Genomic DNA, 20,393 nt, shown 5'->3' with positions numbered 1-20,393 from the left:
ACCCGGCTCAGATAGCGTCCAGCCCGGATTCGCCGGTTCGGATGCGGATCGCCTCTTCGATATTCGAGACGAAAATCTTGCCGTCACCGATGCGCCCGGTTTGGGCGGCGCGGCGGATCGCGTCGATGGCGCGCTCGACGAGGTCGTCGCCTATCACGATCTCGATTTTCACCTTGGGCAGGAAGTCGACAATGTATTCTGCCCCGCGGTAGAGCTCGGCATGACCCTTCTGACGGCCAAAACCCTTGGCCTCGGTCACCGTGATGCCCTGAAGGCCGACCTCCTGAAGCGCTTCCTTCACCTCGTCGAGCTTGAATGGCTTGATGATGGCTTCGATTTTCTTCACTGCGCGCCTCCCGGCCTTTCGAACAAATAGCAACGTCTTCGTCAGGATGCGCTTTATCTCACGCACGGACTTGTCTTCGCTGTCCCGGGTCGCCTGACCGGCCCGGCGGCGGCCGGCCACACCCAGATAATGCCAGTGAGCACGACGAACCGAAGCGGCTTCCTCGAAAGCAGGGTCTATGCCAAGTTGCAAATGCCCTGATTATTGAAGCGTTATCAGCCTTTTAACGAGCATCTCTGATAGGTGAAGCCGACCGGCTCAAAATAGCGAAGACTACGAAATAGGCAAACGGTCAATGTGTGTGCAGGCATCTGTTCCGTGTACGGGATCGGCACGGAAGATGCCTGTTGTAGAGGCGTTTGGACCAGGGAAGTGGCATGGAAGTTCTAACCAATGCTGAAATGCAGCGGGCCGATCAGCTCTCGATCGCTGCCGGCACACCGGGCTTCAAGCTGATGCTGAGCGCGGGCCAGGCCGTCGCCGAAGCTGCGAATGCGCTGGTGGAGGAGGGGCCGATCCTGATCGTGGCTGGCCCCGGCAACAATGGCGGCGACGGTTTTGTCGCGGCCGCCGAGCTCGCCGTCCAGGGGCGCGAGGTCTCGGTGATCCTGATGTGCGAGCGCGATCAGCTTCAGGGCGATGCGGCCTCCGCCGCGCGCGGCTGGAAGCATCCGGTGCTGCCGTTCAATCCACAGGCGATCGGAAAGCCCGCGTTGATCATCGATGCGCTGTTCGGCGCGGGTCTCAGCCGAGCTGTCGACGGCGAGGCGCGCGAGATGATCGAGGCGATCAACGCCAACGGCGCGCCGGTGCTCGCCGTCGACCTGCCGAGCGGCATCAACGGCACCAGCGCCGCGGTGCTCGGCGTGGCCGTGAATGCCGCCGAGACCGTCACCTTCTTCCGCAAGAAGCCGGCGCATCTGCTGCTGCCGGGCCGCATGCATTGCGGCCATGTGCGTGTCGCCGATATCGGCATCGAGAGCCATGTGCTCGACGAGATCAGGCCGCAGATTTTCGAGAACGATCCGGATTTCTGGGGCCCAGCCTTTCCGGTGCCGCGCATCGACGGTCACAAATATGCGCGAGGCCATGTGCTGGCGGTCTCTGGCGATGCGGCTGCGACAGGTGCCGCGCGGCTCGCCGCGCGCGCGGCGCTACGCGCAGGCGCAGGCCTGGTGACGCTGGCGAGCCCACGCGATGCGCTCGCGATCAATGCTGCGGCGCTGACCGCGGTGATGGTTCGTCCCGTCGATACCGCGATCGAGTTCGGCGAGCTTCTCGGCGACAAGCGTTACAACACCTGCATGATCGGCCCCGGTGCAGGCATCGGCGATCGCACCTGCGACTTCGTCCACACGGCGTTCACGGCGCAGCGGCGTGTCGTGCTCGATGCGGATGCGCTGACCAGCTTTGCCGCAAATCCCGAGCGGCTGTTTGAATCGATCAAGTCCTCGCAGGACGCAGCGGTGGTGCTTACGCCGCACGAGGGCGAGTTTCCGCGCCTGTTCTCCGACCTCAGCAACAAATATCCGGGCCGCTCGAAGCTCGAGCGCGTCCGGGCCGCTGCCGAGCGCTCCGGTGCTGTCGTGCTGCTGAAGGGGCCCGACACCACGATCGCCGCGCCCGACGGCCGCGCCACCATCGCCGCCAACGCGCCGCCCTGGCTCGCCACCGCCGGTGCCGGCGACGTGCTCGCTGGCATCATCGCAGGGCTCCTCGCGCAAGGCGTGCCAGCGTTTGAGGCCGCCAGCATCGGCGTGTGGATGCATGGCGAGGCGGCAAGCGAAGCCGGCCCGGGACTGATTGCGGAAGACCTGACGGAGACGCTGCCCGCGGTGCACCGGCGGATCTATAATGCGCTCGGGATCGCGTACTAGTGCTCAGGCAACTCGCGCTCACCGACATGGGCGAGGCGGCGCAGGTCCACCGGACTGCGTTTGACCAGGAGATGCCGTGGCTCATCGGGTTGCACACGCCGGATCAGGACCGCTGGTTCTACCGCGAGCGACTCTTCGCGACGTGCCGCGTGTGGGGGCGCTTCGACGACAATGTGCTGAGCGGAATCATCGCTTTCCGCGACGGCTGGGTCGAGCAGCTCTACGTGCTCCCCACTGCCCAGGGCCGCGGCGTCGGCAGCGAACTCCTCGACGTAGCCAAACACGCCTGCGATCGGTTGGAACTGTGGACCTTCCAGCGCAACGCGCGGGCGCGAGGCTTCTACGAAGCCCGCGGATTCACCCTGGTCGAGCAAACCAACGGAGCGCGGAACGAGGAGAGGGAGCCTGACGCCCGTTATCTCTGGGCGCGTGCGGGCCGATAAGTCACTCCACCGCGTACCAGCGCACCAGCCGCGGTGCAGCCCAGTCGGTGACAAAGGATTCGATCAGCCATCGTCCGGGTGAGGTCGCAGCGAACGCGATGCGCTGGGTCTGGCCGGGCTCGATCGCGAGCGTGTCGAGCCAGTAGGGCTTCCAGCCATCGTCGAGGCGGTCGAGCAGGCGGAAGTGGTGGCCGTGCAGGTGGAAGACGCCAGCGACCGGCCCGGGGTTCTTGAGGGCCAGCACGACGGTGCGGCCGGCCTTGGCGCGGAAGGCGGGGGCGGACGAGACGGAGAAATTCGCAGGCCGTGTCCAACCGGCCTCGGGCACGCTGAGCGCGACATCGAACCGCAGGGCGCCTCTCAGGTCGAGCTGGTCAGGCAGGTCATTCGAAGGGAGCGGCGGTGGCGGCAAAAGCGGCGCACGCCGCTCCAATCTGCCGGAGATGGTGAGGCTTCCGATCGGGCGGGCCTCCTTGCCGTCATGCAACAAGAATGGGGCCGATGTGGCCGCATCCACAAATGCGTCGGCACGCGCGCCGGGGGCCAGCACCAGAGCGCCGCCGCGCGCCGGGAACGGCTCGGCCGGTTGTCCGTCCAAGGCCATCACGCGGACGTCGTGATTTTCCAATTTGATCGCCAGAACAGTACGTTGGGAGCCGTTGATAAAGCGCAGCCGCAACCGCTCATTGGCCGCGGCTGAGAGTTCAAAAGACGTCTGCCCGTTAATTGTATAGAGCGGCGCCGTGTCCTTCGGGTCGCGGCCCGGCACGATTGCAGTCCCATCCGGCCGCAGGCGCCATTCCTCGATCAGCAGGACCTCGTCGCGGTCGACGGCGACGCGGTTGGTCTCGCCGGCGATGATCGGAAGTGGGCGTGCAGGCTGCTTCAGCCCGTCTTCGAAGAGACGGAAGTCCGCCAGCAGGGTTCCGGCGTTTGGTATTGAAATTGTTGATACTTCAGTTGCGTCCGGCGCGGTCGGCGCGCGCCCCCGCAGCGGGTCGACCGCGGCCGCGCCATTCAGGCCGTACCAGATCGGCGCAAGCGGCACAGGCAGGTCGTTCCGAAATACCACCTCGCAGCGGTCGCCGCGCTTGAGACGGACATTTCCGATATGGCTTACGGCGGCGAGCTCCCAGATTGGTGTAGCGGCCTGACCCGGTCTCAGAGCCAGGGTCGCGAGGCGGGCTTGGAGGGCGAGCTGGGCGGTCACGGGCGGGACTGCGCCGCCGGACATCAACCCGGCTGTAGCGGAGCCAAGTCCGGCCAAAACCTCGCGCCTGGTCGGGTTAAAGATCCGCATTTTCATGGCTCGATGCGGACCACGCCGCGCTGGATAAGTCTAGCCGCCGTGCCTACTTGAAGTGTGCCTCCAACCGGCCATTTTTTTGCTGCGAACAGGCAGGCACATGCTATAAGCCCGCCGCCCGCGGCATCGCGGCCGGTCTTGATGCAAATTTACGCGGGCGTGGCGGAACTGGTAGACGCGCTGGATTTAGGTTCCAGTGACGAAAGTTGTGGGGGTTCGAGTCCCTCCGCCCGCACCAAGCGCTTTCAGCGTTTGCACGGATTACCGAAGGGCCTGCTCCGCGCGGATGTTTTTCCGTCTGGAGCGGGGTCTGATGAACCCACCGGCGCAGGGGCATTGGCCTCGCGCGCCGGATCGATTGATGACAGCGTCCCGACGCAAGCGTGCCGGGGCCGAACGAGAAGAAGATTGGACGCCATGCAGGTCACAGAAACCCTCTCGGAAGGATTGAAGCGCGAGTTCAAGATCAGCGTGCCCGCGTCTGATCTCGACGCCAAGGCTGGCGCGAAGCTCGTCGACCTCAAGGACAAGGTGCGCCTCAATGGCTTCCGCCCCGGCAAGGTGCCGGTCGGCCACCTGAAGAAGGTCTATGGCCGCTCGGTGATGGCCGAGACCATCGACCAGACCATCCGCGATACCAACACGCAGCTGTTCTCCGAGCGTGGCTTCCGCCTTGCGACCGAGCCGAAGATCACGATGCCGACCGAACAGGCCGAGGTCGAGGAACTGCTCTCGGGCAAGTCGGACCTGAACTACACGGTCGCGATCGAAGTGGTGCCCGCAATTGCGCTCGCCGACTTCAAGACCTTCGAGGTCGAGAAGCCTGTCGCCGACGTCGCCGACACCGATGTTGACGAGGCGATCAAGCGCATCGCCGATTCGAACCGTGGCTATGCGGCGAAGGCCGAGGGCGCCAAGGCCGAATCCGGTGACCGCGTCACCATCAACTTCAAGGGCACCATCAACGGCGAAGCCTTCGAGGGCGGCACCGGCGAAGGCATCCAGGTCGTGATCGGCTCCAACACCTTCATTCCCGGCTTCGAGGAGCAACTCACCGGCATCGGCGCCAATGAGACGCGCACGCTGAAGGTGTCGTTCCCCAAGAATTACATGAATGACAAGCTCGCCGGCCAGCCGGCCGAGTTCGAGACCACCGCGACGCTGATCGAGGCGCCGCAGGATCTCGCGATCGACGACGAGTTCGCCAAGACGCTCGGCCTGGATTCGCTGGACAAGCTGAAGGAAGCCGCGCGCGAGCGGCTGACCGCCGAGTTCGCTGGTGCGACGCGCCAGCGCGTCAAGCGCGCGCTGCTCGACCGCCTCGACGAGGCGCATCGCTTCGAGGCGCCGCCGTCGCTGGTCGACGAGGAGTTCAATCTGATGTGGAACTCGGTCAAGGCCGAGATGGACTCCGCCGGCAAGACCTTTGCCGACGAGAACACCACTGAAGACGCCGCCAAGGAAGAGTACCGCAAGATCGCCGACCGCCGCGTGCGCCTCGGCCTCGTGCTCTCCGAGATCGGCGAGAAGAACAAGATCACCGTGACCGACGACGAGGTCGGCCGCGCCGTGATCGAGCGGGCGCGCCAGATGCCCGGCCGTGAGAAGGAAGTCTGGGACTATTACCGCAACAACGCCAACGCGCTGGCCCAGCTTCGTGCACCGATCTATGAGGACAAGGTCGTCGACTTCATCCTCGAGCTCGCCAACGTGACCGAGAAGAAGGTCTCGCGCGAGGATCTCTACAAGGACGACGAGGCGGAAAAGACCGCAGCCTGAAGGCTTTGAGAAAGCCTTACGTGTAGAAGCCTTGCATTAAGGATGATCTGCGGAAGGGACCCAGCTAGCCAGGTGGCCGGCTGGGCCTCTTCGCGCGAATCAGCTTCAACTGCCGCGTGGATTAAGCCTTAATTCGCTCCGCACTTGTCTGGCGCGAATTGGGCTATATCTGTCGCTACACCCTACCAAGTCCTGTACCCAAAAGTCCTGCATCACGGGCGTCCATCGGCCTTCCGGCAAGTCCAGCCAAGAGACTGGCAGCCAAGACTGGCGCTGTTCGCCTCCGAAAACCCTAGGTGACTCATGCGCGATCCGGTTGAAACCTACATGAACCTCGTGCCCATGGTGGTCGAGCAGACCAACCGTGGCGAGCGCGCCTACGACATTTTCTCGCGCCTGCTGAAGGAGCGCATCATTTTCCTGACCGGACCGGTCGAGGACGGCATGTCGACACTGGTCGTCGCGCAGCTGTTGTTCCTTGAGGCGGAAAATCCGAAGAAGGAAATCTCGATGTACATCAACTCGCCGGGTGGCGTGGTGACGTCGGGACTTGCGATCTACGACACCATGCAGTTCATCCGCCCGCCGGTCTCGACGCTGTGCACGGGGCAGGCCGCTTCGATGGGCTCGCTGCTGCTCGCCGCCGGCGAGAAGGACATGCGCTTCTCGCTGCCGAATGCGCGCATCATGGTGCACCAGCCCTCCGGCGGCTTCCAGGGCCAGGCCACCGACATCATGCTGCACGCCCAGGAAATCCTGAACCTGAAGAAGAGGCTCAACGAGATCTACGTGAAACACACCGGCCAGACCTACAAGGCGATCGAGGACGCGCTGGAGCGCGACAAGTTCCTGACCGCCAGCGACGCCAAGGAGTTCGGTCTGGTCGACAAGGTCATCGACAAGCGTATCGAGGAGCCGGCGGCGAAGCCCCAGTAACTCGACGGGCAGCAACATCGATCCCTGGAATACCTCTCGGGGATTCCTTGGGATCGTCAGGGCGACGTTCACGTTAACGGCGCACTTCGCGGGGGCGCAAAAAGCAAGTTTTGCGCCCCGCGACAGGCAGAAAGTTCCGCTTTCGTGCTTGTTTTTCGTGGCAATCCAGCCACGCACGCGTGATTTCGATCAGTTCTCCCGTGCCAAGACGTGAAATCACGGTATTGTCACGGGTAGCCAGCGGCCCCTCGATTAGCGAATTCTTGATAGTCGGGTGACAGCATGGTTGGCTATGATTGATCGGTTATGATCGCGGAGAGTCGAGTGGCCGTGATTCGCACGGGATGTAGCGCGTAGGGTCTTTTTTGGTACGGAATTTGCTCTATTTGAGTCCCATGCCGGGCGATGTGTCGGGATGGGGCGATCGAGCGGACGAGACGAACCGCGGACGGAGACATGAATGAGTAAGGTCGGCACGAGCGACTCCAAGAACACGCTATATTGCTCGTTCTGCGGCAAGAGCCAGCACGAAGTCCGCAAACTGATCGCGGGTCCCACGGTCTTCATTTGCGACGAGTGCGTCGAGCTCTGCATGGACATCATCCGCGAGGAGAACAAGTCCTCGCTGGTCAAGTCGCGCGACGGCATTCCGACGCCGAAGGAAATCTGCAAGGTGCTGGATGACTACGTCATCGGCCAGAGCCATGCGAAGAAGGTCCTGTCGGTCGCGGTGCACAACCACTACAAGCGCCTCAACCACCAGACCAAGCACAACGACGTCGAGCTCGCGAAGTCGAACATCCTGCTGATCGGTCCGACCGGCTCGGGCAAGACGCTGCTTGCGCAGACGCTCGCCCGCATCCTGGACGTGCCGTTCACGATGGCGGACGCGACGACGCTGACCGAAGCCGGCTATGTCGGTGAGGACGTCGAGAACATCATCCTGAAGCTGCTTCAGTCCGCCGACTACAATGTCGAGCGCGCCCAGCGCGGCATCGTCTATATCGACGAAATCGACAAGATCAGCCGCAAGTCCGACAATCCCTCGATCACGCGCGACGTGTCGGGTGAGGGCGTGCAGCAGGCGCTGTTGAAGATCATGGAAGGCACGGTGGCTTCGGTCCCGCCGCAAGGCGGCCGCAAGCATCCGCAGCAGGAATTCCTGCAGGTGGACACCACCAACATCCTGTTCATCTGCGGCGGCGCGTTCGCCGGGCTCGAGAAGATCATCTCGGCGCGCGGCCGGTCGACCTCGATCGGCTTCGCCGCCCAGGTGCTCGCGCCGGAAGACCGCCGCACCGGCGAGATCTTCCGTCACGTCGAGCCTGAGGATCTCTTGAAGTACGGCCTCATCCCCGAGTTCGTCGGCCGTCTCCCGGTCGTCGCGACGCTCGAGGATCTGGACGAGACCTCGCTGAAGAAGATCCTCACCGAGCCGAAGAACGCGCTGGTGAAGCAGTATCAGCGGCTGTTCGAGATGGAGAACATCGAGCTGACCTTCGCCGACGAGGCGCTTGGCGCGGTCGCCCGCCGGGCGATCGAGCGCAAAACCGGCGCGCGGGGCTTGCGTTCCATCCTCGAGGCGATCCTGCTCGAGACCATGTTCGACCTGCCGGGCCTGGAAGGTGTGGAAGAAGTCGTGATTTCCCGCGAAGTCGTGGAAGGCACGGCGCGTCCGCTCTACATCTATGCCGATCGGTCCGATCGCGCCGTCGAGAACGCCAGCGCCTAAATTGCGGCGCTGGAACGCTCCAATCGTCTTTGAAAGTAGCGGCTGCGGAATGTATCTCCGCAGCCTGTGTGGCGTCGCTTACCCGCGTGCGTAAGCGCCTGATGGCGCGCGTTTTTCAATGACTTGACACCCCCCGGGTCGATAGCCACCTAATGTCGGCGGCGAGCGAGAATTCTCTTCAAGATTCGCCTAAGTTCCGATCCGGCAAGCCTGGTCCAACTCGACCGGCTTGGTGGATCACCTCGGCACCTTGTGGCGGTTGCGCATGAGCATGGCGGGCTGCGTGCAAGGGGGCAAAGCAAAAGGAAAAGGCCATGACTAATCCAAAACCCCGGCCAACCATCGTCCATGGCGAGACGCACGCTTATCCCGTGTTGCCGCTGCGCGATATCGTCGTCTTCCCGCACATGATCGTGCCGCTCTTCGTTGGCCGCGAGAAGTCGATCCGCGCGCTCGAAGAGGTGATGAAGAACGACGCGCTGATCATGCTCGCGACGCAGAAGAACGCGTCCGACGATGATCCGGCGCCGGATTCCATTTACGAGACCGGTACGCTTGCCAGCGTGCTGCAGCTCTTGAAGCTTCCCGACGGCACCGTGAAGGTGCTGGTCGAAGGGCTCGATCGTGCGCGCGTGCAGAAGTACACCGATCGCGCTGACTATTACGAAGCCACCGCCGTGGCGCTCGCCGACACCGATGCGAAGTCGGTCGAGGCGGAAGCGCTGTCGCGCTCGGTCGTGTCGGACTTCGAGAGCTATGTGAAGCTCAACAAGAAGATTTCGGCCGAGGTCGTCGGTGTCGTGCAGGCGATTACCGATTTCGCTAAGCTCGCTGATACAGTCGCCTCGCATCTCGCCGTCAAGATTGCGGATCGCCAGGGCATCCTGGAGACGCTCTCGGTCACGCAGCGCCTGGAGAAGGTGCTGGGCCTGATGGAGAGCGAGATCTCGGTGCTTCAGGTCGAGAAGCGCATCCGCTCGCGCGTCAAGCGCCAGATGGAGAAGACCCAGCGCGAGTACTATCTCAACGAGCAGATGAAGGCGATCCAGAAGGAGCTCGGCGACGACGATGGTCGCGACGAACTCGCCGATCTCGAAGAGAAGATCTCCAAGACCAAGCTCTCCAAGGAAGCGCGCGAGAAGGCGCAGCATGAACTGAAGAAGCTGCGCCAGATGTCGCCGATGTCCGCGGAAGCGACCGTCGTGCGCAACTATCTGGATTGGTTGCTGTCGATCCCGTGGAACAAGAAGTCCAAGGTGAAGAAGGATCTGGAAGCCGCGCAGGCGGTTCTGGATGCGGATCACTATGGTCTCGAGAAGGTCAAGGACCGCATCGTCGAGTATCTCGCGGTACAGTCGCGCGCCAACAAGCTGACCGGGCCGATCCTGTGCCTCGTCGGCCCCCCCGGCGTCGGCAAGACCTCGCTCGGCAAGTCGATCGCGAAGGCGACGGGACGCGAGTTCGTGCGCGTGTCGCTCGGCGGCGTGCGCGACGAGGCCGAGATCCGCGGTCACCGCCGCACCTATATCGGCTCGATGCCCGGCAAGATCATCCAGTCGATGCGCAAGGCGAAGTCGTCCAATCCGCTGTTCCTGCTCGACGAGATCGACAAGATGGGCGCCGATTTCCGCGGCGATCCGTCCTCGGCGCTGCTTGAGGTCCTCGACCCCGAGCAGAACGCGACCTTCAACGACCACTATCTCGAGGTCGACTACGATCTATCCAACGTGATGTTCATCACGACCGCGAATACGCTCAATATTCCCGGACCGCTGATGGACCGCATGGAGATCATCCGGATCGCGGGTTACACCGAGAACGAGAAGGTCGAGATCGCGCGCAAGCACCTGATCCCGAACGCGGTGTCCAAGCACGGCCTGGACTCCAAGGAGTTCTCGATCGACGATGAGGCGCTGTTGCTTCTGATCCGTCGCTACACCCGCGAAGCGGGCGTGCGTAATCTGGAGCGTGAGCTCTCCACACTCGCTCGCAAGGCGGTGAAGGAGCTGATGATCTCCAAGAAGAAGTCGGTCAAGGTCACCGAGAAGACTCTGGAAGATCTTCTGGGCGTGCCGAAGTACCGCTACGGCGAGATCGAGAGCGAGCCGCAGGTCGGTATCGTCACCGGCCTGGCCTGGACCGATGTCGGCGGCGAGCTGCTGACCATCGAAGGCGTCATGATGCCCGGCAAGGGCAAGATGACGGTCACGGGCAATCTGCGCGACGTGATGAAGGAATCGATCTCGGCGGCGGCGTCCTACGTCCGTTCGCGCGCGATCGTCTACGGCATCGAGCCGCCGCTGTTCGACCGGCGCGACATCCACGTGCACGTGCCGGAAGGCGCGACGCCGAAGGACGGTCCGTCGGCGGGCGTGGCGATGGCCACCGCGATCATCTCGGTCATGACCGGCATTCCGGTTCGCCACGATGTCGCGATGACCGGCGAGATCACGCTGCGCGGTCGCGTGCTGCCGATCGGCGGTCTGAAGGAGAAGCTGCTGGCTGCCGCTCGCGGCGGCATCAAGACGGTGCTGATCCCCGAGGACAACGCCAAGGATCTCACGGAGATTTCCGATGCGATCAAGGGCGGCATGGAGATCATCCCGGTCTCGCGGCTGGATGACGTCGTCGCCAAGGCGCTGGTCAAGAAGCCGGTGCCGATCGTCTGGGAAGAGGACACCAAGGTGACGGTGAAGCCGGACGGCGATGAAGCCGCCGGGGGCCTGACCGCTCACTGAGATCGCAGCTTGAAAAGATGATAAAACGGCGCCTTCGGGCGCCGTTCTTGTTTTGAGGCAGTTCTTTTCTGAAGAGCAGGACCATGCAGATCGACGGACAATGCCATTGCGGGCAAATCACCTACGCGGCCGAGATCGACCCGGAGACCGTCTCGGTCTGTCATTGCCGGGATTGCCAGGCGCTGACCGGCTCGCCGTTTCGGGTCACTGCGATCTGCACCGGAGCCGCAATCCGGCTGACCGGCGGCAAACCAAAGGTCTATGGCAAGCGCGGCGACAATGGCCGGATGCGTTTCCAGCATTTTTGCGGCGACTGCGGTTCCCCGCTGTTCACCAGCGGCGAGGGCGAGCAGGCCGACGATTGGGGTATCCGCTGGGGCAGCATCCGCCAGCGCGACGCCTTGCGTCCCAGTCGCCAGATCTGGTGCCAGTCGGCGGCCGTCTGGATCGACGCGGTGCCCGTGCTGCCGGGAAGGCCGCAGGATTGACGTCCAGATCGTAGGGCTGGCACTTGCCCCTTCGGGGCACGTAAGGCTAAAGAGGCGGCGAGGGCGGTTAGCTCAGTTGGTAGAGCGCCTGCTTTACACGCAGGATGTCGGCGGTTCGAGCCCGTCACTGCCCACCATCACCCGCATCGCCGAACTCAAACACTTCGAGCGGCCCTGCCTGGAGTTGGCAGCCAGCGCGACAATGCTGGAGGAACGCGCCGGGCTCGAGATCATGGCGAACAATTATCGCGCCGAGATCGCGCGCTCATCGATGAGCCGATCGCGACCCCATAAGACCCCGCACTGGCACCGGGCCGTGCTGAGCCGCAGAGCTAACGGGGTTTGGTCCAGTTCGCTATATCAACTGGCTTCTCGTAAACGTTTATCGCCGCGCCATTGGCCATGATTATTTCCGTCGAAGGGTAACCGTCCTGGACGGTGAGAGTTGTCATTTGCACTATCTGATCCAGGTTAACCCAGACGTCGGCCTTTTGGTCGGTTGTGAGCTTCAAAATCATCAGTGGGGTTCTCCATTTGGAGCAAGACGGTACATCATCCGTGAATGAAGGGGCCGCCCGACATGGAGTGAGGCGGGCCGTCGGTCGTTGTGGATATGGTCTACCGCCTCAGTCAACACCAGCTCCTAGAACTAGCCCGGATCCGGTTGGCGGGCGCTCTTGCGCCTTTCGCCAGGCATGCGACGCCCAGAAATAGGCCCCCGACGGGTGCAAAATTGCCTTCGTTCGGTCATCTTTTCGGTCGCCGCACGAACCACCGTTCCAGCTCCCGTTATCAGGGTGGAGTATCGCGTAATGAGTGATCTTCGCACGAAGCTGGAAAGGTACGAGGCCAAAGCCGCCCACTGCATGAAGGCGGCTCGGGAAGCTCCTGATGAGGCCGGGCGGGCCTTTTACGAGGAGCTTGCTTACTACTACGACGAACTCGCCACGGACTTCCGCCGCGTCCTTGCCAAACGAACCGGGGTCTCGCTGGCAGCGGAATGACCCGGCGTAGTGCAGGTCGGCGGCTAAATCCCCCGGCTGTCCGCCTCTGACGCCGAGTGGCGCAGGGTGCACGCAAAAGTGTATCGCTGACAGGTGGACCGAAGAACCCGCCTCAGTTGACGGCGTCTTTGCAATTCGGCATCCCGGTCTTTCGACCAAGCTGCCGGAGGGGCGTCCATGGAACAGCGAAGCGGACACGAGCAAAACGCCGACCAGATCGCCTATTGGAACGGCCCGAGCGGACAGCGCTGGGCCGACCGCCACGCCGCGCAGGAGACGCTGCTTGGGCCGATCGCCGACGTCTTGATCAGCCGCGCCAATCCGAAGCCGGGCGAGCGCGTGATCGACGTCGGCTGCGGCTCCGGCGCAACGACGGTCGCGTTCGCCAAGGCAGTGGCGCCGAACGGATTTGCACTCGGCCTCGACGTCTCCGATCCGATGCTGTCGCAGGCGCGTGCGCTAGCGCCGAAAGGCCTGCCGCTCGATTTCGCGCTGGCGGATGCGACGGTCCATCCGTTCGAGCCGGCGAGTTTCGATCTCTTGGCCTCGCGCTTTGGCGTCATGTTCTTCGCCGATCCCATTGCGTCCTTCACCAACCTCCGCCGCGCGCTGAAGCCGTCCGGACGGCTCGCCTTTGCTTGCTGGCGCGAGCCGAAGGAAAATCCGTGGATGATGACGCCGCTGATGGCGGTCTACAAACACGTGCCAAAGATGCCGCCGCTCGGACCGGAAGAGCCGGGCCCGTTCGCCTTCGCGTCAGAGGAGCGCGTGACGGGCATCCTGAAAGGTGCCGGCTTCGTTGACGTCGCGATGGAGCCGCACAATCTCGCGATGGATATCGCGATCGGTGGCGGCCTCGATGCCGCCGTCGACGGCTCGTTGCAGATCGGCCCCGCCAGCCGCGCGCTCCAGGGCCATCCTCCGAAGACCTACGAAGCCGCCAAGGCTTCGATCCGCGAGGTTCTCGCGCCGTTCCTGAAGGGGCAGTCGGTGGCACTCCAGGGCGCGATCTGGATCGTGACGGCGAGGGCGGCGTAGGATCACAGACGCTGCTGTGCTGTCAGCGGCCTGTCAAACCCTCGGTGTCGTCCCGGCGAAGGCCGGGACCCATAACCACAGGGAGCAGTTGTGGTGTGAAGCAGGCAACTCCGATTCTTCGCCAAACTACTCCCTGTGGTTATGGGTCCCCGATCTACGCGCGCTTTGGGCGCGCTTGTCCGGGACGACAGTGCTGATTGGGGGGCCAACCAAAGTACCGCCTCACACCACATCATCCGGCGCCAGCGCGCAGCCATTGTCGGGATGGGTCTCGACCTGAAGCGTGGTGTGGCCGATGCGGAACGATGTCCTCAGCAGCTGCGCCGTCTCCATCAGGAACGCGTCACCGGTGGTGCCCGCGGGCATGACGAGATGGCAGGTCAGCGCGGTCTCGGTGGTCGAGATCGGCCAGACGTGGAGATCGTGGATCCCTGAGACGCCGGGCCGCGCCAGCAGAAATTCCCTGATCGCAACAAGGTCCGTGCCCTTTGGGGCCGCCGCCATCGACATGTCGATGGAGCCGCGCAGCAGGCTGGTCGTGCTCCAGAGGATGGCAGCGCAGATGACGAGGCTGGTGACGGGATCGAGCCAGAGCCAGCCGGTCCAGATGATCAGTGCTGCCGAGACCACGACGCCGAGCGAGACGGCGGCATCGGCTGCCATGTGCAAGTAAGCGCCTTCGATATTGATGTCGTCCTTGCGTCCGCTGGCGAACAGCAGGGCGGTAAAACCGTTGATGAGGATGCCGATGCCGGCCACCACCATCACGGTGACGCCGGCGATCGGCTCCGGCTCGCGCAGGCGCAGGATCGCCTCCCACCCGATCGCGCCGGTCGCGACCAGCAGGAACACTGCATTCGCCAGCGCCGCCAAAATGGTGGAGGCGCGCAGGCCATAGGTGAAACGGCCGCTTGGCGCGCGGCGGGCTGCGATCGAGGCGCCCCAGGCCACGACGAGGCCAAGCACATCGCTGAGGTTATGGCCCGCGTCCGCAAGCAGCGCGGTGGAGTTGCCGATATAGCCGTAGACCGCCTCGGCCACGACCAGCGCGCTGTTGAGCAAAATGCCGATCGCGAACGCCTTGCCGAAACTGGCGGGCGCATGGACGTGCCCGCCATGGCTGTGGTCATGGCTGTGGTCGTGACCATGATCATGCGCATGAACGGCATGGTCATGGTGGTGATGGCCGTGATGGTCGTGGCTGCCCAAATCTAGCGCTCCCCGGAAGCCGCCAAGTCAAGCGCCATTGTAGGCGTTTCGCTCGCTCCGTCACGCCGGAACAGTACATAGAGCGCCGGCAGCACCAGAAGCGTCAGCACGGTCGAGGAGATGATGCCCCCGATCACCACAGTCGCCAGCGGCCGCTGCACCTCGGCGCCGGCCCCTGTCGCGAGCGCCATCGGCACGAAGCCGAGGGAGGCGACCAGTGCGGTCATCAGCACCGGCCGCAAGCGCGTCAGCGCGCCCTCGCGCACGGCGTCCGCGACCGGGCGTCCCTCGCTGCGCAGCCGCTCGATAAAGGCGATAATGACGAGGCCGTTGAGCACGGCGACGCCCGACAGCGCGATGAAGCCGACGCCGGCGCTGATCGACAGCGGAATGCCGCGGAGCAAAAGCGCCGCGACACCGCCGGTTAGTGCCAGCGGCACACCAGAGAACACGAGAGCCGCATCCGCCGCCGATCCCATGCTCATGAACAGAAGCAGGAACACCAGTGCCAGCGCCACCGGCACCACGATCGTCAGCCGCTTGGTCGCGGAGACCAGTTGCTCGAACTGTCCGCCCCAGCCGATCCAGTAGCCCGGCGGCAGCTTGACCTTCTCGGCGACCGCGGCCTGCGTCTCGGCGACGAAAGAGCGCAGGTCGCGTCCTCTGACATTGGCCATCACCACCACGCGGCGCTTGCCGTTCTCGCGGCTGATCTGGTTGGGCCCGGGCGCGATCTCGATCGCCGCAACGGAGGACAGGGGCACGTAGCGCAGCGCCGTGCCTGCTGTCCCCGGCCAGGCGGTTTTCGTGACGGTCGCCGTATCCTCGGCCGGCGGCAGCGGGATCGGCAACGACTTGATCGCGTCCGGGTTGGCGCGCAGGTTTTCCGGCAGCCGCACCACGATGTCGAAGCGGCGATCACCCTCGAACAGCTTTCCGGCCGGCTTGCCGCCGATCGCGATCTCGACGAGGTTCTGCACCTCACCGAGGCTGAGGCCGTAGCGCGACAGCGCCTGGCGGTCGAGCTTGACGGTGAGGATCGGCAGGCCCGCGATCTGCTCGGTCTTCACGTCGGCGGCGCCGTCGATGCCGCGCACGACGCCATGAACCTGCTGGGCGATGCCGGCGAGCAGGTCGAGATCGTCGCCAAAGATCTTGACGCCGACGTCGCGGCGGATGCCGGCGATGAGCTCGTTGAAGCGCATCTGGATCGGCTGGGTCATGCCATAAGCGGTGCCCGGCAGGGTGTTGGCGGCGCGCTCGATGTCTTCGATCACCTCGTCCTTTAGCTTCTTCGGGTCGGGCCACTCCTCACGTGGTTTGAGCGTCACAAAGGTGTCGGCCACGTTCGGCGGCATCGGGTCGTTGGCGATCTCGGCAGTGCCCATCTTGGAGAAGATCGTCGCTACCTCCGGAACCTGCTTGACCGCCTTCTCCAGCCGGATCTGCATGTCGGCGCTCTGGGTCAGGCTGGTGCCGGGAATCCTGATGGTCTCGATGGTGATGTCGCCTTCGTCGAGGCTCGGGATGAATTCGCCGCCCATGCGGCTTGCCGCAAAAAGGCTGCCGACGACGATGAGGAGGGCGCCGAGCGCCACGCTGCGACGGTAGCGGATCGCGCGGTCGAGCAGCGGCACGTAGAGCCGCCTGGCTGCTCGCATGAAGATGTTCTCTTTCTCCGAGACCTTGCCGGTGACGAAGATCGCGATCGCGGCTGGAACGAAGGTGATCGACAACAACGCCGCCCCGGCGAGCGCCATCAGCACGGTGAGCGCCATCGGCGTGAACATCTTGCCTTCGGTGCCGGTCAGGGTCAGGACCGGCAGATAGACCACGGCGATGATGAGCGTGCCGAACAGGCTCGGCTGGATCACCTCTCGGCTCGCCTCGCGAATGGTCTGGAGCCGCTCCTCCAGTGACAGCAGCCGCCCGCGCCGGTTCTGCTCGGCGGCGAGCAGCCGCAGGCAGTTTTCGACGATGATGACCGCGCCATCGACGATGATGCCGAAATCGATCGCTCCCAGGCTCATCAAATTGGCGCTGACCTTGCTTTCGACCATGCCTGAGATCGTAAACAGCATTGCGAGGGGAATGACGCAGGTGGTGATCAGGGCGGCGCGGATGTTGCCGAGGATCAGGAACAGGACCGCGATTACCAGCGCGGCACCCTCGACGAGGTTTTTCTCGACGGTCTGGATGGTCGCTTCCACCAGATGCGTGCGGTCATAGACTGCGCGTGCGATCACGCCTTCGGGCAGCGATTTCGCGATCTCATTGAGCCGCGCCGCCACGCGCTGGGCCACGGTGCGGCTGTTCTCGCCGATCAGCAGCATGGTGGTGCCGAGCACGGTCTCCTTGCCATTGGCCGACGCCGCGCCCATGCGGAGCTCATGCCCCTCCTGCACGTCAGCGACGTCACGGATCCGCACCGGCACGCCGCCGCGCGAACCGATCACGATGTCCTTGATCTCGTCGATATTGGCGACCTGGCCGGGGGCGCGGACGAGATATTGCTCGCCGTTGCGCTCGATATAGCCGGCGCCGACATTGGCGTTGTTGGCGGCCAGCGCCGTCATGATGTCGCGGAAGCCGAGGTGATAGGCCATGAGCCGGCCGGGGATCGGCAGCACGTGGAATTGCCGCTCGTAGCCGCCGATCGAGTTGACTTCGATCACGCCGGGGATGGTGCGCAGCTGCGGCTTGATGATCCAGTCCTGGATGGTGCGTAATTCCGTCGGCGTGAAGTCTAGGCCGGCCGGCGACTTCGCGCCCGGCTTGGCTTCGACGGAGTAGACATAGATCTCGCCCAGACCGGTCGAGATCGGCCCCATCGCGACCTCGACGCCAGCCGGCAACTGGTCGCGTGCCTGCTGGATGCGCTCGTTGACGAGTTGGCGTGCGAAATAGATATCGGTGCCGTCCTGGAACACCACGGTGACCTGGCTCAGACCGTAGCGCGAGATCGACCGGGTGTAGTCGAGCTTCGGCAGGCCGCCCATGGCGGTCTCGATCGGAAAGGTGATGCGCTGTTCGGATTCGAGCGGCGACAGGCCGGGCGCCTGCGTGTTGATCTGGACCTGGACGTTAGTGACATCAGGCACAGCATCGATCGGCAGGCGCGTGAAGTTCCAGGCGCCGACGGCGCCGACCGCGAGCACGATGAGGATCACCAGCCAGCGCTGGCGGATGGCGAATGCGAGGAGGGCGTCAATCATGGTCGGCGTCTCCCTTGCCCATCTCCGCCTTCACGACGAAACTGTTCTCGGCGACGTAGCGTTCGCCGACTGAGAGGCCTGCACGGATCTCCACGAACTTCGAATCGGATTCGCCGAGCTCGACGGGGCGGGCCTCGATCTTGTCGTCGTCTTCGCGGACGAATACGACGGTCTTGCTCTCCAGCATCTGGATCGCCCCTGTGCGAACCGCCACTGCAACGTTGCGCTTTCCCAACACAAGTCGCGCGGTCGCGAACAGACCCGGACGGAGCCTTCCATCCGTGTTGGTCAACACCACACGTGCGAGCGCGGTCTGGGTCTCGCTCGAGCCCATGGGGGCGACATAGGAAATCGCTCCCTTGATCTCGCCGCGGCCGTCGTCGGGATCGATCAATACTTCGTCGCCTGGGCGGACGCGTCTCAGATCCTGTCGGTAGATCGAGAGATCGACCCAGATGGTGGAGAGGTCGGCGATGACGAAGGCCGGCTTCTGCTCGGAGGCGTATTCGCCGAGCGAGATTTGCCGCTCGATGACGGTGCCGGCAATCGGCGCCTTGAGCTCGTAGACGGTGAGGCTCTGGTTGCTCTCGATCGCGGCGAGCAGATCGTCCTTGCCGGTCTTGTCGCCGATACGCTTCAGGATCGATTTGGCAACACCGGGAAAGCGCGGCGTCACCTGCACCACGGCCTCCTGGTTGGCACGCAAAATGCCGTTGAAGGCGAGCGTGTCGTTCAGCGTGACGCTCTCTGCCTCGGCCAGCGCGATGCCGGCGGCAGCGAGCTTGACGTCGCTGATCCGGATCCGGTCTGCCCCGTGCTCGTCCTGCTCGACATGGTCGTTCGGCTTTTCCGGCTTCTTGTCCGCGGCATGCTGGGCGGGCGCGACCGTGGCCGGTGCGAGCAGGGAATAGCCGTAAGCGCCGAGCGCGGCGGCAACGACGGCCACGACGACGGTGGAGGATGTCTTCATCTTGCGCCCTCCCGGGCCAGCGCAAAGGGATTGCCGACGAGGCCTTCGATGGTCGCGACGCCCGCGTGGAAATTCTGGAGCGATTCCTGTTCGCGCAGCCGCGCTTGCGCAACGCTCGCCTGGGCGTCGAGCACCTCGAGCAGCGTGAAGCGGCCCTGGCCGTAGCCTTGCGAGATCGCGTCCGCCGCTTCGGTCGCCTTGGGAATCGCGATCTCGCGCAGCACGGTGAGCTCGCGCAGCGAGCCCTGAAGCGAGTCGTAGGCGCGGCCCGCGACCACGATCAGCGTGTTGCGGTTGGCCTCGCGCTCGGCCCTGGTCTTGGCGAGGCTTTCCTGCGCCGAGAGGATGTTGCCCTGGTTCTGGTCGAACACGGGAATCGGCACCGAGACGGTGAGGCGCACTGCGTCGTCATTGGTCTCGTTGAAATGGCGCCAGCCCGCGGCGATCCGCACGTCCGGGTAGGGCTTGAGGCGCGCCAGCAACAGCTCGGCATTGCGCTGGGCATAAACCGCGGTCCAGCGCACCAATTGCGGATTGGCATCGATGGCGGCGACCACCGACTGGAACGTGGGTGGTCGTCCCGTGGTGTCGAGCCGGCCGGAGACATCGCCGAATTTCGGCGCGGGATCGCCCATCAGCACCGCAAGCTCGCGCCGGGCGCTGGCGAGCGTCGCCTTGAAACGTTCGCGGTCGGCCTTCACCAGCGCGGAGGCGACCTCGGCGCGGCCGGTTTCGGCCGGCGAAGAGGCTCCGGCTTCGACGCGGCGGCGCAAGAGCGGCGTCAGCCGGTCGATCGCGCTGATTTGCTCGTCCAGGATCTGGATGCGCCGCTGCGCACCGAGCACGCTCAGGAAGGCAATCGCCGTCTCCGACAGCACTTCGAGCCGGATCGCTTTGCGCTGGATCGCGGCGACCTCGATGCCGGCAGCGCTCGCGGCAATCCGCGCGTCGCGCTTGCCGAACAGCTCAAAGGCCTGGCTGATCTGGAGCGTGGTCTCGGCCGATTTGGTGCCGCGATGGATGCCGGAGCCGAACGAATTGTCCTGCTCATAGGACAGTTCCGGATTGAGGAGGGCGCCTGCCTGGATTCGCTGGCCCGTGGCGATGCCGACGTCGCGCTCCGCCGCCGTCAGCCGCGGGCTCGCGGCCAGCGCGCGCCCGAGCGCGGCGCGCATCGTCAGTGTCTGGGCTTCGGACGAAAGCACCAGGAATGGGCTGATGAGAAGTGCCAGCGCGCACGCCATGCGCGCGGCCGTTCGCCTGCAAAACATGAAGAGGACCTGTGAAGGAGAACCGATGGGTGCACACGGCG

15 protein-coding genes and 2 tRNA genes are annotated in these 20,393 nt (G+C 64.2%); 11 read left to right on the top strand and 6 right to left on the bottom strand.

All coding sequences use genetic code 11. The features are described 5' to 3' along the window. Window positions 1-7: 7 nt before the first annotated feature. Window positions 8-346 carry a P-II family nitrogen regulator gene (locus ABIB73_RS03255; RefSeq protein ID WP_007603495.1) on the bottom strand — a complete coding sequence of 113 codons (339 nt, stop codon included), beginning with the start codon at window positions 344-346 and terminating at the stop codon, window positions 8-10. Window positions 347-723: 377 nt separating this feature from the next. Between ABIB73_RS03255 and ABIB73_RS03250 the strand changes: the two genes are divergently transcribed. Continuing rightward, entirely contained in the window at window positions 724-2,223 is a 1,500-nt protein-coding gene (locus tag ABIB73_RS03250) for an NAD(P)H-hydrate dehydratase (RefSeq protein WP_354221368.1), read from the top strand. Then, window positions 2,223-2,666: a GNAT family N-acetyltransferase gene (locus ABIB73_RS03245; RefSeq protein ID WP_354221366.1), complete on the top strand. Its 444-nt coding sequence runs from the start codon at window positions 2,223-2,225 to the stop codon at window positions 2,664-2,666. The genes ABIB73_RS03250 and ABIB73_RS03245 overlap by 1 nt, the downstream gene beginning before the upstream one ends. A gap of 1 nt (window position 2,667) precedes the next feature. Here the strand turns inward: ABIB73_RS03245 and ABIB73_RS03240 are convergent, their stop codons facing one another. Then, complete coding sequence (locus ABIB73_RS03240) at window positions 2,668-3,972, bottom strand: multicopper oxidase family protein (protein WP_354221364.1); 1,305 nt, start codon at window positions 3,970-3,972, stop codon at window positions 2,668-2,670. Window positions 3,973-4,125: 153 nt separating this feature from the next. Here ABIB73_RS03240 and ABIB73_RS03235 point away from each other — a divergent pair. The 9 genes from ABIB73_RS03235 to ABIB73_RS03195 all read left to right on the top strand — a co-directional run bounded on the left by ABIB73_RS03235 (window position 4,126) and on the right by ABIB73_RS03195 (window position 13,687). Next, window positions 4,126-4,210: transfer RNA gene (locus ABIB73_RS03235), tRNA-Leu, on the top strand. A gap of 179 nt (window positions 4,211-4,389) precedes the next feature. Next, window positions 4,390-5,751: a trigger factor gene (gene tig / locus ABIB73_RS03230; protein WP_354221362.1), complete on the top strand. Its 1,362-nt coding sequence runs from the start codon at window positions 4,390-4,392 to the stop codon at window positions 5,749-5,751. Window positions 5,752-6,054: 303 nt separating this feature from the next. Continuing rightward, entirely contained in the window at window positions 6,055-6,687 is a 633-nt protein-coding gene (locus ABIB73_RS03225) for an ATP-dependent Clp protease proteolytic subunit (RefSeq protein ID WP_354221360.1), read from the top strand. A gap of 460 nt (window positions 6,688-7,147) precedes the next feature. Continuing rightward, a complete protein-coding gene (gene clpX / locus ABIB73_RS03220) occupies window positions 7,148-8,419 on the top strand; it encodes an ATP-dependent Clp protease ATP-binding subunit ClpX (protein ID WP_354221358.1) in 1,272 nt (423 codons plus the stop codon). Between the two features lie 314 nt (window positions 8,420-8,733). Continuing rightward, entirely contained in the window at window positions 8,734-11,157 is a 2,424-nt protein-coding gene (gene lon / locus ABIB73_RS03215; protein WP_354221356.1) for an endopeptidase La, read from the top strand. A gap of 83 nt (window positions 11,158-11,240) precedes the next feature. Beyond that, a complete protein-coding gene (locus ABIB73_RS03210; protein WP_354221354.1) occupies window positions 11,241-11,645 on the top strand; it encodes a GFA family protein in 405 nt (134 codons plus the stop codon). Window positions 11,646-11,706: 61 nt separating this feature from the next. Further along, a tRNA-Val gene (locus tag ABIB73_RS03205) sits at window positions 11,707-11,782 on the top strand. A 675-nt stretch (window positions 11,783-12,457) separates the two neighbouring features. Continuing rightward, window positions 12,458-12,649: a hypothetical protein gene (locus ABIB73_RS03200; protein WP_354221353.1), complete on the top strand. Its 192-nt coding sequence runs from the start codon at window positions 12,458-12,460 to the stop codon at window positions 12,647-12,649. Between the two features lie 177 nt (window positions 12,650-12,826). After that, complete coding sequence (locus ABIB73_RS03195; protein WP_354221352.1) at window positions 12,827-13,687, top strand: class I SAM-dependent methyltransferase; 861 nt, start codon at window positions 12,827-12,829, stop codon at window positions 13,685-13,687. A gap of 222 nt (window positions 13,688-13,909) precedes the next feature. Here the strand turns inward: ABIB73_RS03195 and ABIB73_RS03190 are convergent, their stop codons facing one another. Genes ABIB73_RS03190 through ihpA form a run of 4 tightly spaced genes read right to left on the bottom strand, consistent with a single transcriptional unit; the run spans window position 13,910 to window position 20,352 of the window. Beyond that, window positions 13,910-14,896: a cation diffusion facilitator family transporter gene (locus ABIB73_RS03190; protein WP_354221350.1), complete on the bottom strand. Its 987-nt coding sequence runs from the start codon at window positions 14,894-14,896 to the stop codon at window positions 13,910-13,912. Between the two features lie 2 nt (window positions 14,897-14,898). Then, complete coding sequence (locus tag ABIB73_RS03185; RefSeq protein ID WP_354221348.1) at window positions 14,899-18,111, bottom strand: efflux RND transporter permease subunit; 3,213 nt, start codon at window positions 18,109-18,111, stop codon at window positions 14,899-14,901. Next, on the bottom strand, window positions 18,104-19,081 hold the full coding sequence (gene ihpB, locus ABIB73_RS03180) for a divalent metal ion exporter adaptor subunit IhpB (RefSeq protein ID WP_354221346.1): 978 nt from the start codon (window positions 19,079-19,081) through the stop codon (window positions 18,104-18,106). The genes ABIB73_RS03185 and ihpB overlap by 8 nt, the downstream gene beginning before the upstream one ends. Next, complete coding sequence (gene ihpA / locus ABIB73_RS03175) at window positions 19,078-20,352, bottom strand: divalent metal ion exporter subunit IhpA (protein ID WP_354221344.1); 1,275 nt, start codon at window positions 20,350-20,352, stop codon at window positions 19,078-19,080. Before ihpA ends, ihpB begins: the two co-directional genes overlap by 4 nt. Window positions 20,353-20,393 lie beyond the last annotated feature (41 nt).

The sequence above is a fragment of the Bradyrhizobium sp. F1.4.3 genome (assembly GCF_040548375.1).
GTDB lineage: Bacteria > Pseudomonadota > Alphaproteobacteria > Rhizobiales > Xanthobacteraceae > Bradyrhizobium.
The sequence above is the reverse complement of the archived record's forward strand: the minus strand, read 5'-3'. Positions and strand labels throughout refer to the sequence as shown.

What these genes read in the sequence shown, in the direction of transcription:
- ABIB73_RS03250 (WP_354221368.1), top strand. Translation starts at nt 724, where the DNA reads ATGGAAGTTCTAACCAATGCTGAAATGCAGCGGGCCGATCAGCTCTCG.
- ABIB73_RS03240 (WP_354221364.1), bottom strand. Translation starts at nt 3,972, where the DNA reads ATGAAAATGCGGATCTTTAACCCGACCAGGCGCGAGGTTTTGGCCGGA.
- tig (WP_354221362.1), top strand. Translation starts at nt 4,390, where the DNA reads ATGCAGGTCACAGAAACCCTCTCGGAAGGATTGAAGCGCGAGTTCAAG.
- ABIB73_RS03225 (WP_354221360.1), top strand. Translation starts at nt 6,055, where the DNA reads ATGCGCGATCCGGTTGAAACCTACATGAACCTCGTGCCCATGGTGGTC.
- clpX (WP_354221358.1), top strand. Translation starts at nt 7,148, where the DNA reads ATGAGTAAGGTCGGCACGAGCGACTCCAAGAACACGCTATATTGCTCG.
- lon (WP_354221356.1), top strand. Translation starts at nt 8,734, where the DNA reads ATGACTAATCCAAAACCCCGGCCAACCATCGTCCATGGCGAGACGCAC.
- ABIB73_RS03210 (WP_354221354.1), top strand. Translation starts at nt 11,241, where the DNA reads ATGCAGATCGACGGACAATGCCATTGCGGGCAAATCACCTACGCGGCC.
- ABIB73_RS03200 (WP_354221353.1), top strand. Translation starts at nt 12,458, where the DNA reads ATGAGTGATCTTCGCACGAAGCTGGAAAGGTACGAGGCCAAAGCCGCC.
- ABIB73_RS03195 (WP_354221352.1), top strand. Translation starts at nt 12,827, where the DNA reads ATGGAACAGCGAAGCGGACACGAGCAAAACGCCGACCAGATCGCCTAT.
- ABIB73_RS03185 (WP_354221348.1), bottom strand. Translation starts at nt 18,111, where the DNA reads ATGATTGACGCCCTCCTCGCATTCGCCATCCGCCAGCGCTGGCTGGTG.
- ihpB (WP_354221346.1), bottom strand. Translation starts at nt 19,081, where the DNA reads ATGAAGACATCCTCCACCGTCGTCGTGGCCGTCGTTGCCGCCGCGCTC.
- ihpA (WP_354221344.1), bottom strand. Translation starts at nt 20,352, where the DNA reads ATGTTTTGCAGGCGAACGGCCGCGCGCATGGCGTGCGCGCTGGCACTT.